General features: G+C 64.4%; 11 protein-coding genes. 7 read left to right on the top strand and 4 right to left on the bottom strand.

What is annotated here, in order from left to right; all coding sequences use genetic code 11:
- Window positions 1-55 precede the first annotated feature (55 nt).
- Entirely contained in the window at window positions 56-910 is an 855-nt protein-coding gene (locus NKJ07_RS11160; protein WP_318566901.1) for a beta-keto acid cleavage family enzyme, read from the bottom strand.
- A 132-nt stretch (window positions 911-1,042) separates the two neighbouring features.
- Here NKJ07_RS11160 and NKJ07_RS11155 point away from each other — a divergent pair, with 132 nt between their 5' ends.
- From NKJ07_RS11155 to NKJ07_RS11135, 5 genes are all read left to right on the top strand, one after another.
- Window positions 1,043-1,819 (top strand): SDR family NAD(P)-dependent oxidoreductase, encoded by a 777-nt coding sequence (locus tag NKJ07_RS11155; protein WP_318566900.1) that lies wholly within the window; start codon window positions 1,043-1,045, stop codon window positions 1,817-1,819.
- A 110-nt stretch (window positions 1,820-1,929) separates the two neighbouring features.
- Window positions 1,930-3,300: a sugar ABC transporter substrate-binding protein gene (locus tag NKJ07_RS11150; RefSeq protein WP_318566899.1), complete on the top strand. Its 1,371-nt coding sequence runs from the start codon at window positions 1,930-1,932 to the stop codon at window positions 3,298-3,300.
- A gap of 18 nt (window positions 3,301-3,318) precedes the next feature.
- Window positions 3,319-4,893, top strand: a complete 1,575-nt coding sequence (locus tag NKJ07_RS11145; protein WP_318566898.1) for a sugar ABC transporter ATP-binding protein — start codon at window positions 3,319-3,321, stop codon at window positions 4,891-4,893.
- Window positions 4,894-4,985: 92 nt separating this feature from the next.
- Window positions 4,986-5,888: an ABC transporter permease gene (locus NKJ07_RS11140; protein ID WP_425504761.1), complete on the top strand. Its 903-nt coding sequence runs from the start codon at window positions 4,986-4,988 to the stop codon at window positions 5,886-5,888.
- 89 nt (window positions 5,889-5,977) lie between these two features.
- Window positions 5,978-6,403, top strand: a complete 426-nt coding sequence (locus tag NKJ07_RS11135) for a universal stress protein (protein ID WP_318566896.1) — start codon at window positions 5,978-5,980, stop codon at window positions 6,401-6,403.
- Between the two features lie 69 nt (window positions 6,404-6,472).
- On the opposite strand, the gene NKJ07_RS11130 is transcribed toward NKJ07_RS11135, so the two are convergent.
- A complete protein-coding gene (locus NKJ07_RS11130; RefSeq protein ID WP_318566895.1) occupies window positions 6,473-8,149 on the bottom strand; it encodes an aldehyde ferredoxin oxidoreductase family protein in 1,677 nt (558 codons plus the stop codon).
- Between the two features lie 75 nt (window positions 8,150-8,224).
- A complete protein-coding gene (locus tag NKJ07_RS11125; protein WP_318566894.1) occupies window positions 8,225-8,980 on the bottom strand; it encodes an SDR family NAD(P)-dependent oxidoreductase in 756 nt (251 codons plus the stop codon).
- 286 nt (window positions 8,981-9,266) lie between these two features.
- Here NKJ07_RS11125 and NKJ07_RS11120 point away from each other — a divergent pair, with 286 nt between their 5' ends.
- Both NKJ07_RS11120 and NKJ07_RS11115 read left to right on the top strand, forming a co-directional pair.
- Window positions 9,267-10,361, top strand: a complete 1,095-nt coding sequence (locus NKJ07_RS11120) for an amidohydrolase family protein (RefSeq protein WP_318566893.1) — start codon at window positions 9,267-9,269, stop codon at window positions 10,359-10,361.
- Between the two features lie 5 nt (window positions 10,362-10,366).
- Window positions 10,367-10,810: a metal-sulfur cluster assembly factor gene (locus tag NKJ07_RS11115; protein WP_318566892.1), complete on the top strand. Its 444-nt coding sequence runs from the start codon at window positions 10,367-10,369 to the stop codon at window positions 10,808-10,810.
- 98 nt (window positions 10,811-10,908) lie between these two features.
- Here the strand turns inward: NKJ07_RS11115 and NKJ07_RS11110 are convergent, their stop codons facing one another.
- Window positions 10,909-12,942: an AMP-binding protein gene (locus tag NKJ07_RS11110; RefSeq protein ID WP_318566891.1), complete on the bottom strand. Its 2,034-nt coding sequence runs from the start codon at window positions 12,940-12,942 to the stop codon at window positions 10,909-10,911.
- Between the last annotated feature and the right edge of the window lie 16 nt (window positions 12,943-12,958).

Here is a 12,958-nt window from a genome sequence, read left to right as displayed (position 1 = left end):
TCTCCCCGGATCGCCTCCAGCCGGTCGGCTACACACCGAAGCGAACAGGGTGGGTTCAGAGCCCGAGCATCGAACGCGCTTCGGCCGGCGTGGCGACCTCGCGTTCGAGTTCCTCCGCGATCCGCGCGGTTCGACGGACGAGCTGTGCGTTGCTCTCCGCGAGTTCACCCTTGCGGTAGTAGACGTTGTCCTCCATCCCCACTCTCACGTGCCCGCCCATGGTGATCGCCGCCGTCGTCATCGGGAGCTGGTGTTTGCCGACGGCGAGGCACTGCCACTCCACGGGGTCGGGGAGGTTGTCGACGAAGTTCACGAGGTTCCGCGGTCCAGGGGGCATCCCGTTCTGCATCCCAAAGATGACGGTCGCCCAGTACGGCTCGTCGAGGAGCCCCTCGTCGATGAGATGCTGTGCCTCGGGGATGTGACCGGGGTTGAACAGTTCGAGTTCGGGCTTGACGCCCGCCTCGCGCATCCGCTCGGCGTACTCCTCGTTCTGTTCGCGGGTGTTCTCGGCGGTGCGGGTCTGCCCGAAGTTGATCGGCCCGAGATCGACGGTGGCGACCTCGGGTCGTGGCTCCGTCTCCAAAATGGGGGCGATGCGCGTCTCGCGGCTGTAGATGCCACCGCCGCCCGTGGTGAAGTTCACGATGATGTCGTCGCAGTGATCGTCGATGGCGTCTCTGAGCGCCTGAAACCGCTCGACCGACTTCGTGTCCTCGTGCGCTTCGTTCCGGGCGTGGAGGTGGACCATCGACGCGCCTGCGGCCTCGCACTCGGCGAGGTCTCGCGCCACTTCTTCGGGCTGGGTCGGCAGGTTCGGGTTCGCCTCCTTGCCGTGGAGCCCGCCCGTCGTCGCCACGGTGATGATGAGCTTCTTCTCGAAGTAGTCGGTGTAGCCCTGGTACGGCATGATTCGACCGACTCCATCGTGGGACTTTACGGTTTCGGGTACCGACCTCGTCGTCATCCTGACGACTCACTGACGGATGCGTCGCCCACGAGAAACCTCATCTTTATGTATGCGAGTACGAGTTGGGGCTACATGGAACGTGATAGCACAGCCCTGGTTACCGGTGGTGGGCGCGGCATCGGACAGGCGATCTGTGTGGAACTGGCCTCGGAGGGGAGTGATATCGCCATCGCCGACGTCGACGAGGACGGGATGGCCGACACCGTCGAACAGGTCGAGGCCGAGGGACAGCAGGCACTCGCGCTCCCGACCGACCTGAAGCACCTCGGGAGCGTCGAGGAGACGGTCGAGACCACCCTCTCGGAGTTCGGTACCATCGATCACCTCGTCAACAACGCGGGCATCGCGGGTCCGACGTCGATCTGCGAGGACATCTCCCCCGACGAGTGGGACGAGACCCTCGCCGTCAACCTCCGCGGTCCCTTCTTCACCTGTCGTCAGGTCCTCCCCTCGATGAAACAGCAGGGGTACGGCCGCATCGTCAACATCGCCTCCGTGACCGGCAAGCGTCCCCTGACCAGGCGTACTCCGTATGCGACGACCAAGATGGGTCTCATCGGCTTCACCCGGACCCTCGCCGCCGAGGTCGGCGAGCACGACATCAACGTCAACGCCATCTGCCCGGGGTCGGTCGACGGCCCGCGTATCCAGCGCGTCTTCGAGGAGAAGGCCGAGGCCACGGGTCGGTCCTACGAGGAAGTTCGCACCGACGCCGAGAACGAAAGCCCTCGGCGAGAACTCGTCACCAGGGAGGACGTCGCACGCGCCGTCGCCTTCCTCTGTTCGCCCGACGCGAACCGGATAACGGGGCAGGACCTCAACGTCTCGGCCGGAAAGGTGATGTACTGATGTCGGACAGGGGACGCCGGTAACGACACCGCCCGTTCGTTGCAGAACCATCCTGATTTTCAATCACAAACTATATATTGGGTTGTTCACCACATCAGGGTGTCGCAAACATGGTACGAGATAGCAGCAACCAGTCCAGGCGTCGCTTCCTGAAGAAGACCGCCATCGGTGGGTCGGCGGTCACACTGGGGGGCCTCGCGGGATGTACCGGCGGATCCGGCGACGGTGGGTCGTCGACCAGTTCGGGTGGGTCGAGTGGCTCTTCGGGTGGCGACTCCGGCGGGAGTGACTCGTCGGGCAGTTCCGGGTCGGACGGAGGCACGATGACTTCGATGGGCTCCATCGCCAACCGGCAGAACTCCTACTGGCTCAGCTGGGAGAAGGGGTACCTCGAGGCCTGTGAGGCCTTCGGCTACGAACCGAACGTCCAGACGAACAACGGTGAGGTCCAGACACAGCAACAGCAGTTCGACACGGCGGTGTCGAACAACGCGGACCTCATCGCCGGGCAGACCTACACCAACGCCGCCGCAATCACGCTGGCGGAGACGCTGGTCGAGGGCGAAATCCCGGGTGTCCTCGCGGTCACTATCGCCGACTGGTTCGTCCCGCAGGACGCCGGCGAGGAGTACGTGACGTTCTTTACGCCCCACTTCGTCAACCACGCCTACACGGGCGCGAAGATGCTGTTTGAGGCGATGGGCGGTAGCGGAACGTTCGTCCACATCGAGGGCAACCGCGGGACGGCCCCCAACATCGGCCGGAACAAGGGTGTCGACTTGGCGATGGAGGAGTACCCCGACATCGAGATGGCGGGGCCACGCCAGCCGGGCAACTTTATTCGCTCGGACGCCCGCAGCGTCATGAACGACAAGGTCTCGCAGTTCGGTGACGAGATCGACGGCTACTTCGGCCAGAACGACGCCGTCGCGCTGGGTGGGCTCACCATCCTGGAGGAGAACGACATCGACGTGCCCGTCGTCGGCATCGACGCCAGCGAGCCCGGGCTCGCGGCCATCGCCGAGGACCGGATGACCGGCACCGTCTCGGGCATGGGCCCGTGGCAGGCCGGCTGGTCGGTCGCGAAGTGCCACGACTATATCAACGGACACACGCTCAGCGACGCAGAGAAGATGATGTCGTTCAACGCGCCGGTCTGTGTCAAGAACCCCGGCGAGTGGACCGACGTCGTCGACCGGCTCCCGGTCGTCGACGCTGCCGACTACAACGAGGCCATCTTCTCGGGCGAGACGCCCTACGACTGGACGGCGATGTCCGTCGCCGAGGCCGGCGAGGACGCCTGGGACCCACAGATCGACATGCAGCCCATGAACCTCGCCGACATGAAGGAGGTCCTCGACTGGAAGGACGCGGACAAGCCGAGCGGCTACAGCCTGCCGGGCGTCTACACTGACGACGCCGCCCAGGAGGAGACGACCCAGCTGTACGTTGATCGTTTCCAGAACAACCCGCTCAAATAACGCTCACTGTACACCCCCATGGGACCACAAACACACACCGACGCGATGGACGCGGACCGGGCCAGGCCCGAGAGTGAGGGCGACCACAGCTTCCGCGTCGAGGGCATCTCGAAATCCTTCCGCCACGTGCAGGCCCTCAAAGACGTGTCGCTGGCGGTCGACCACGGCGAGGTCATCGGCCTGGTCGGGGAGAACGGCGCGGGCAAGAGCACGCTGTTGAACATCCTGACCGGCGTGTTGCAGGCCGACGAGGGGCAGCTGTACGTCGACGGGGAATCGGTCACGTTCACGAATCCGCGTGAAGCGGCGAACTACGGCGTCTCGCTCGTCCACCAGGAGCAGGACGTCATCACGACCATGCGGGGGTACGAGAACCTCTATCTCGGGCGGGAGATGGAGCGATTCGGGGTGCTCGAGAAGGACCGGATGCGCGAGGAAGCCCAGGCCTTCGTCGACGACCTGGGCATCGACATCGACGTGGACGAGCGCGTGCGCAACTACACGTTCAACGAGCGCCAGATGCTCGAGATCGCGAAGGCGTTCCACGTCTCCCAGAAGTCCGAGAACCCCGTCATCCTGCTCGACGAGCCGACGGCCGGACTCGAAGAGAGCGGCCGGAAGATCCTCTTCGACCTCGTGGACGACCTGCGAGAGCGGGCGACGTTCGTCTTCGTCTCCCACGAACTCGACGAGGTGCTGCAGATATCCGACCGGATCTACGTCCTCAAGGACGGGGAGCGCGTCGACGCCACCACCGCGGCCGAAGCCACCACGGACTCACTGCAGCAGGCGATGGTCGGTCGGGAGACCGCCGACGAGTACTACCGCGTCCCCGACCAGCAGCGCGAGGCCGACCTCGGTGAGACGGCGATGACCGTCGACGGGGTGGCGCACGAAGACACCGTCGGCCCACTCTCTTTCTCCCTCCGTGAAGGCGAGATATTCGGCATCGTCGGCGTCGAGGGCTCGGGTAAGCAGCGGTTCGGCCGGTTGCTCGCCGGCGACCTCGACATGACGCAGGGCTCGGTCTCCGTCGACGGCACCGCCCTGCAGAACCCGACGGTCTCGGACATGGTCGACGCGGGCGTCGGCTACATCCCGAAAGACCGGAAGTCAGAGGGCCTGCTGCTCTACCAGTCGGTGCTGGTCAACACCTCTCTGGCGATGGTTCGGGACATGAACGGCAACGTGCCGTTGCTCGACCTGGATGCGGAGAAGGAGGCGACCCTCGACGCCATCGAAGAGCTCGCTATCAAGACGCCGGGCCCCAACGCGCTGGTACACGGCCTGAGCGGCGGGAACCAGCAGAAGGTCGTCATCGCCCGCTGGCTGGCCCAGGAGACCCCGGTGCTCGTGATGGACAACGTGACTCGGGGCATCGACGTCGGTGCCAAGGAGGAGGTGTACCGTCTCTGCCGTGAACTGACCGAGCAGGGCGTCTCGATCGTCTTCATCGGCGACGAACTACCCGAGGTCATCGGCATGTCCAACCGAATCGCCGTGATGGCGAAAGGCGAGTTCGTCGGCGAACCATTCGACGCCTCGCCGGGCAACAAACCGACCGAAGAGGACCTGATACAGGAGATGATCTGATAATGAGTACGAGTAGCGTCAGCGAGTGGATCACCGACCAACGAGAGCAGCGCACCCTCCACGACTGGATCCAGGATCTGGGCCCGTTCGTCATGCTGTTCGGGCTGATGATCGTCTTCACGTTCACGACGGAGCGCTTCTTCACCGAGGGCAACCTGCTCGACAACGTCGCGAAGAACGCCGTCACGCTGCTCTTGGTGGCACTGGCGGGGACCTTCCCCATCCTCCAGCAGAGCATCGACCTCTCGGTCGAGTCGGTCGTACTGCTGACGGGCGTCGTGACCGTCGTCCTGATCTCGCAGTTCGGTCTGGGCCTCTTGGCCATCCCACTCGCCATCGGCGTCGGGATGCTCGCCGGCCTGTTCAACGGCATCGTCTTCACGAAGCTCAAGGTGCCCTCGTTCCTGGTCACGCTCGGGACGCTCTCGGTGATGGCCGGGGTCGGGAAGATCATCACCGGTGGCTCGACCATCACCTTCCGGAACCCCGCTATCCGCACCATCTCGACCGGGGACGTCCTCGGCATCCCCAACCTCGTGCTCTGGGGGTTGCTCATCTACGTGGCCACCATCGTCCTGGCCTTCCGGACGAAGTTCGGCCGGTACTGCTTCGCGCTGGGCGAGAACGAGCGCGTCGTCGAACTCGCGGGAGCAAAGGTCGACCGCTACAAGATCTACCCCTTCGTGCTGTCGGGGCTGCTCTGTGGCACCGCCGGCGTCCTCTTGACGCTGCGCATCTCGTCGGCCTCGCCGAACATCGGGAGCGGGCTCCTCCTGCCCAGCATCGCCGCAATCGTCATGGGCGGGACGGCGCTGACCGGCGGCGTCGGCGGGCCCCACCGCACCATTCTGGGTGTGCTTGTCATCGCGGTCCTGAACAACGGCATGAACCTGCTCGGCATCGACTCGTTCGTCCAGGAGATCATCCTGGGGCTCGTGGTCGTCGCGGCGGTGGCGCTCTCGATCGACCGCGAGAAGATCGACGTCGTGAAGTAGCGCGTCTCGGCGTTCGGTTTCCGGTTGCTTTCCGTCTCCACCGCTGCCGGACCCGCACTTTCATGCTCCCTAGTAGCGTACGGCTCGATATGGGACGCACACTAGTCGCGCTAGACGATTCACCACAGGCACAGAACGCGCTCGAGTACGCCCTGTCGGTCCACGACGACGACGAGTTCGTCCTCGTCCACGTCATCGACTACAGCGAGTCCATCACCGACCCCGGCCGCGGCGGCCGCGGGCGGCTGGAAGGCTGGTACCAGAAGGCGACCGAGGACGCCGAGGAGCTGTTCGCCGAGGCGAAAGAACGTACGGACGAACACGGTGTCTCCGTGACGACAGTCACCAGAGATGGCAAACCCGCCGGCGAGATCCTCGACTGCGCCGACGAGCACGATATCGATCAGATCGTGATGGGCAGCCACGGCCGAACGGGCGTTGCACGCGTCCTCCTCGGGAGCGTGGCCGAACAGGTCGTCCGTCGCTCCGAGTGTCCGACGACGGTGGTCCACTGACCTCGAACCGGTAGCGAGTACCGGGAACGGAACCGAAAACAGCAATAAAGGCGGAACCGGCGTGGGCGGTCAGTCGGCGCTCGCGGCGACGTCTACCTTGTTCGAGGGCACGGTCCCCTCGTCGGTCCAGCCACGTCGTTCGTAGTACTCGTCGAGGGCCGTCTCGAACTCCGGCAACTCGTAGGGAAGCGTGTCGTCCGCGCGGTCGACACCGCGCTGGTTGTTGAAATGTCGTTCGAGGTCGACGACCTTCGAACCCACCCCCAAGAGCGCCTCGTAGTCGGCTTCGAACAGGCCTTCGAGGCGTTCTGGCGTCATGAAACTCCGCGAGAACCGACAGATGATGCCGCAGTCCTCCAGCGCGCGGGCGTTCTCCTGCTCGATGACCATCTCGGGCTTTCCGTCCAGCCCCGTTGGGTCGTACGCCTCGTCCTTGTCGACGAGCGGGTACTCCCAGGCGTACATCGTGGTGAACATGTGATCTGCGCCCCGGGTGGCCGTCGCGTACGACAGCCCCTGACCGTTCAGGGTCCGACCGTCGTGGGCGGCGAAGTCGAGCCCCTTGACCGTCCAGTTCTCGACACCTAACTCTTGATGGAAGTCGTCGATGCCCTCCGCGAGGAGATCACCGATGCCCTCGCGGTGGGCGATTTTTTCCACTGTTTCGAAGATCAGCTCGGTGTTCCCGAACTCCTCCTCGCTCGCGAGATACGCCGAGACGACGTTGCCACAAGAGATGCTGTCTAATCCGTAGCGGTCGCACAGCTCGTTCGACTGCATCACGTCGACGATGTCGTCGACGCCGGCGTTCGACCCGAACGACATCACCGTCTCGAACTCCGGTCCTTCCGTCTCGACGCCCCGCTCGTCGTCCTTCGTCGGGAGCTTACAGGCGAACGCACACGCCGAACAGGTCCCCTTCTCGAACTTCTTCTCCTCGACCCGATCGCCGTTGATCCCTTCGACCCCCTCGAACTGGAGTTCGGAGAAGTATCTCGTGGGCAGCGCGCTCACCTCGTTGGCGAGGTCCGTCACCGACGTCGTCCCCTGCCGCTTCATGATGTGGTCGGCGGTCGCCGCGTCGCGGTGGACGTCCATCTGAATCGGCGGGATCTCGATTTCGGGCGCGGAGTCGCCATCGAACGTGATCGCCTTGACGTTCTTTGCGCCCAGCACCGCCCCGAGGCCCCCGCGACCGAACGCGCGGGACTCGGATGTCATGATACAGGCGAAGCGGACCTCGTTCTCGCCACCCGGCCCGATGCAGGCGACGTGGTCGTGTTCGAGATCGTGTTCTGATTCGACGTACTCGACGGTCTCGGGGACGGTCGCTCCCGCGAGGTCGGGAACCGGCTCGAACTCCACCCCGTCGTCGGTGACGTGGACCACGACGAGGTCGTCGCTCGCGCCGACGAGTTCGACCGCGCCGTAGCCCGTCGCGGCGAAGTTGCGGGACATGAAGCCGCCGGCGTTCGACGAGAGCAGTCCCCCGGTCAGTGGGGAGACACTCGTGCAGTTCATCCGCCCAGTAAAGGACATGTTCGACGCCTGCATCGGGCCGGTGGTGAAGTAGATCCGGTTCTCCGCCCCGGAGGGATCGGCGTCGAAGGGGATGCGGTCGTGGGCGAGTCGTGTGGCGACGCCGCGGCCACCGATGAACGTCTCGTGGACGGCGTCGATCTCGGTCGTCTCGGTGGAACGGTCGCCGACATCGACCGTCAAGAGGGGTCCCTCTGCGTGGAGCATACGCTCACAGGTCGCTCCCACGAAGTGATAAACGTTGCTCACGACACCTTCGGGGGAGTCGCGATCCGCCGTCGGTTACGCGGTGAACCCGCCGTCGATGACGAGGTTGTGCCCGGTGACGAACGACGACTCGTCGCTCGCGAGATACAGCGCCGCCTCGGCGACTTCCTCGGGTTGGCCGGCGCGACCCAACGGGGTCTGGTCGAGGATCCCACCCGCCGTCTCGCCGTCCTCCATGGTCATCGCCGTCTCGATGAACCCCGGGTTCAGCGCGTTGACGCGAACCCCGGCCGGGCCGTGTTCGACCGCCAACTGCCGCGTGAGGTTCGTCACACCACCCTTCGAGGTGCAGTACAGCGAGGAGTTCGCCAGCCCGCGTATCCCTGCGATCGAAGACATGTTGACGATGCTCCCGCCCTCGGCTTGCTCGCACATCACCTCGACGGCGGCCTGACTCCCGAAGTAGACGCCCTTGAGGTTGATCTCCATCAACCACTCGTAGTCCTCCTCGGTCACCTCCTCGAGCGCCAGTTGGCGCTCGACGCCGGCGTTGTTGACCATCACGTCGAGCGATCCGTACGCCTCGACGGTGGTGTCGACCGCTGCCCGGAGGTCCGCGATCGAACTCACGTCGCACTCGACGAACTGCGCTGCTCCCCCCTCGCGTTCGACGAGTTCGTGTGTCGGCTCGCCGCCCATTCGCGGATCCTCACGGACGTCGGCGACGGTGACGTTCGCACCCTCCTCGGCGAACCGTCGCGCGATCGCTCGGCCGTTACCGGACGATCCGCCAGTGACCAGTGCTGTTTTCCCCCGCAGTCGCTCGGACATAACAGACTACCGTGGTCTTCCGTCCCAATTAAGTGTTTCTCGGTCGCTGCGGGGGGAGTCCCGTGGACGGGTCAGTGGTCGTCGTTGGCACCGGAACGACGGACGAGGCGGATCGAACAGAGCGACTGTCCGGTCTTCGTGCTGACTCGGCTCCGCTCCTGTCGATTCGACACCCCCAACCGTGACGTGCTGCGCCTCTCAATACACTGACTCGCAGACCCCCTCGCGTGCGCGGCGCACGAAGACCCAAATGTTTAATAATAGCTCTCTGGACGTACACAGTGAGATGTTAGATAGTGGCTCACTCGTGGTTGACTCCGTGTCACACTGCTTCAACCACACCCCGGAGAATCACAAACACCCCCACGCACAGCGGTGGGACGACGAGACGTTCGAGCTCGGCGAGAAACTCCTCCCCGACGGCTACGTCCCCTCCAAGGAGGTGTTCTACCGCGACCACCAGCCCGAGGAACTCGCACGACTGCTCTTCTTGGAGAGTCAGATCGACTACTCGGTGTACCACTCCCTGCCGCTGGACGACTACTTCCACGACGGCTACGTCTCCCGCGAGAAGGGGTTCGAGTTCATGGAACAGAACCCCGAGCGCGTGTCGATGTACGTCGATATCAACCCGCTGGAGGACGACGCGGGGGATCAGATCGAGGAGTTCGCGGCCAAGGACGGCGTCGAGGGGATCAAGTTCTACCCCGCGCGGTACCAGAACGGCAACGATCTCTCGCTCCAGTTGACCGAGGACGCCGTCTGGCCCCTTCTGGAGCGAATCGCCGACTCGGAGGTCGACACGCTGGCGATCCACAAGTTCATCCCGTTCGCGACCGCTCCCGTCCGGTACTTCAAACCCGGCGACGTCGAGGACGCCGCGAACTCCTTCCCCGACCTGAACTTCGAGATCATCCACGCGGGCTTTTCGTTCATCGAGGAGACCGTCTTCGCGATGGCGAGCCACAAGAACGTCTACGCCAACCTCGAGAACACGGCGTGTCTCGTCAACACTCGCCCGCGGAAGTTCGCCAAGGCACTGGGCGAGATGCTCTACTGGGCCGGCCCCGACCGCATCGTCTACGCCGGCGGCGCGACGGCGCTGCACCCCCAGCCGCCCATCGAGGGGATCTGGAACTTCGAGATGCCCGAGGATCTCGTCGAGGAGTACGACTACCCCACGGTGAGCCAGGAGGACAAGGAGAATATCCTCGGTAAAAACGCCCTGCGGCTTCTGGACAAAGACCCAGAGCAGATCAAAAAGGACATCGAGGGCGACAAGTGGGACCAGCTTCGGCAAGAACGCGAGGAGACGAACGACTTCCCGGCCGAACCGTGGTCGACCTACGACGTCGACGTGGCGGCCTCCGCCGACGACTGAGAACCATGTCGACGTACACCGACCCGTACGCGAGTTCGGACCCGCCCACGCACGTCACCCCGGAGACGGAGTTCGACGACGAGCGCAAGAGCCGGATCAAAGCGAAGTTGAGTGAGGTGCTCGACCCCTGTAGTTGCATGAGCGAGCATCCGATCAACATCGTCGACCTCGGTCTCGTGGAGTCCATCGAGGTCGACGGCTCCGCGGTCGAGATCACGCTCCTCCTGACCTCACAGCGCTGTACGTACTTCCTCGACATCGACGACGAGGTGTGCGAGCGCGTCGAGTCGCTGCCAGAGGTCGACACCTGCGAGGTCCACCAGGACACGAGCGCGAAGATCTGGACCAACGACCGCATGTCGGACGCGGAGCGAAGAGCGAGACGAAAACGGTTCCACGAGCGGATGGAGGCCGCCGGAATCACGCCGTACGCCGAACGCTCGGACTGACCCCACACGCTTCGACTTCGCTGTTCTTTGTCTCCACGGCTCTCCTCCTGGCGCTCGTCGTGCGTCGTGCGAGAAAACGAACCGGGCTCACGGAGCGGTCAGGCGGCGTCCCGAAGTTCCTCTAAGGCGTCGGGGTTTTCGATGCTCGACATGTCTCCGAGCTCTTCGCCCTGGTAGACCGACGAGATCGCTCGGCGAATGATCTTCCCCGACTGGGTCTTCGGGAGCGCGGAGACGAAGAGGATCTCTCGCGGCCGGAACGGCTTGCCGTGTTCTTCGCCGACGAGCGCCGACAGTTCGTCTCGGAGGCCATCACTCGCCTCGTGGTCTGGTTCGAGCATGACGTACGCCACCACCGCCGTGCCCGTCGTGTCGTCGGGCACGCCCACCGCGGCCGCCTGGTTCACTGCCTCGTGCTCGGTGAGGACGCCTTCTATTTCGGCGGGACCGACCTTCCGCCCCGCCACGTTGAGCGCGTCGTCCGCCCGTCCATGGAGGAACCAGAAGCCCTCGTCGTCTTTTTGCGCCCAGTCGCCGTGGTCCCACAGACCCTCCCAGGTCGACCAGTACTCCGCTAGATACCTCTCGTCGCCCTCCCACAGCGACTTCGTCATCGACGGACACGAGTCCCGCGCGACCAAAAAGCCGCGTTCGTGGGTGTCGGCGATCGACTCGCCCGACTCGTCGACGATATCGATGTTCATTCCCAACCCGGGGCCGCCCAGGGAGGTGGGTTTGAGCGGTTGCGTCGGCATCGGCATGAGGAAACAGCCGCAGATCTCGGTCCCGCCCGAGATGTTGATGATCGGTGCCTCCCCGCCGCCGACGTTCTCGTAGAACCACTGCCAGGACTCGGGGTCCCACGGCTCGCCGGTCGAGCCCAGCAGTCGAATCGACGACAGATCGTGGTCTTCGACCCACTCGTCGCCGTGTTTTCGCAACGCGCGGATGGCCGTGGGCGAGATCCCGAACGTCGACAGGGAGTGACGGTCGATCATCTCCCAGAACCGATCGGGTTGGGGATGGTCGGGCGCGCCCTCGTACATGAACACGGTCCCGCCGAAGGTGTGGTTGCCGATCAGGGTCCACGGGCCCATCATCCAGCCGATGTCCGATACCCAGAAGAATCGGTCCGAGGGCTTGTGATCGAAGCCGAAGTAGATCTCTTTCGCACACTGCATCTGCACCCCGGCGTGGGTGTGGACGATGCCCTTTGGCTTCCCAGTGGTACCCGACGAGTACAGCAGCATCGACTCCTGCGACGAGGGGAGGGACTTGGTGTCGTAGTCGTCGTCCTGGGTTTCGACCGCGTCGGCCCACCACTCGTCACGCTCGTCGTGCCAGGGGATGTCGACGTCGCCGTCGCCGTCGCCGTCGCCGTCGGGTTCGCTTTCGCTGGCCCCGAGGCGGTCGTAGACGACCGTGTGGTCGACGTGGCCCGCCTGGGCGATCGCCTCGTCGGCGGTCCCTTTGAGCGTGATCGGCTTTCCTCTCCGGTAGAAGCCATCGCCGGTGAAGAGCACCGAACACTCGGAGTCGTCGATTCTGGTCGCGGTCGCGTCGACACCGAAGCCCGAGAAGATGGGGACGGCGATGGCACCAATTTTGAAACAGCCGTACAGAATGGAGACGACCTCGGGGACCATGGGCATGTAGAGGCCGACGGTATCGCCGGTGTCGATGCCCTTCGATTCGAGGTAGTTGGCGACCTTGTCGGACTGGCGGGCGAGTTCGTGGTAGGTGATCTCTCTGACGTCACCCGGTTCTCCCTCCCAGATGCAGGCGACCGTGTTCCTGGTTTCGGCGTCGACGGCGGCGTGGCGGTCGACGACGTTGTGGGCGACGTTCAATTCCCCGCCGGGGTACCAGTCGGTGAACTGTGGGCCGTCGGTGTCGTCTCTGACCCGGTCGTAGGGCTCGAAGAAGTCGACACCGAGGTACTCGGGCATGGTGTCCCAGAACCACTCGACGCCCGACTCGTCGATGCCAGCGAGATTCGAGGTGGTGCGTTCGATGAGTTCGTCGTAGTCGTCGATGCCGTACGTGGACATGAACTCGAACACGTTGGTCGATTCGACGAACTCTGCGGACGGGTCGTGGACGACGCTCTCTCGCTGTGGCTGGCTGGGCATGGCGTGTGCGACGAAA

The organism is Salinigranum marinum, assembly GCF_024228675.1.
In the GTDB taxonomy this organism is placed as follows: domain Archaea; phylum Halobacteriota; class Halobacteria; order Halobacteriales; family Haloferacaceae; genus Salinigranum; species Salinigranum marinum.
Note: the sequence above shows the minus strand (reverse complement) of the source record. Positions and strands in the feature narration are given on the sequence as shown.

Excerpts from the sequence above, each read along its gene's own strand:
- NKJ07_RS11160 (WP_318566901.1), bottom strand. The coding sequence starts at position 910 with ATGCCGTACCAGGGCTACACCGACTACTTCGAGAAGAAGCTCATCATC.
- NKJ07_RS11155 (WP_318566900.1), top strand. The coding sequence starts at position 1,043 with ATGGAACGTGATAGCACAGCCCTGGTTACCGGTGGTGGGCGCGGCATC.
- NKJ07_RS11150 (WP_318566899.1), top strand. The coding sequence starts at position 1,930 with ATGGTACGAGATAGCAGCAACCAGTCCAGGCGTCGCTTCCTGAAGAAG.
- NKJ07_RS11145 (WP_318566898.1), top strand. The coding sequence starts at position 3,319 with ATGGGACCACAAACACACACCGACGCGATGGACGCGGACCGGGCCAGG.
- NKJ07_RS11140 (WP_425504761.1), top strand. The coding sequence starts at position 4,986 with ATGCTGTTCGGGCTGATGATCGTCTTCACGTTCACGACGGAGCGCTTC.
- NKJ07_RS11135 (WP_318566896.1), top strand. The coding sequence starts at position 5,978 with ATGGGACGCACACTAGTCGCGCTAGACGATTCACCACAGGCACAGAAC.
- NKJ07_RS11130 (WP_318566895.1), bottom strand. The coding sequence starts at position 8,149 with ATGCTCCACGCAGAGGGACCCCTCTTGACGGTCGATGTCGGCGACCGT.
- NKJ07_RS11125 (WP_318566894.1), bottom strand. The coding sequence starts at position 8,980 with ATGTCCGAGCGACTGCGGGGGAAAACAGCACTGGTCACTGGCGGATCG.
- NKJ07_RS11120 (WP_318566893.1), top strand. The coding sequence starts at position 9,267 with ATGTTAGATAGTGGCTCACTCGTGGTTGACTCCGTGTCACACTGCTTC.
- NKJ07_RS11115 (WP_318566892.1), top strand. The coding sequence starts at position 10,367 with ATGTCGACGTACACCGACCCGTACGCGAGTTCGGACCCGCCCACGCAC.
- NKJ07_RS11110 (WP_318566891.1), bottom strand. The coding sequence starts at position 12,942 with ATGCCCAGCCAGCCACAGCGAGAGAGCGTCGTCCACGACCCGTCCGCA.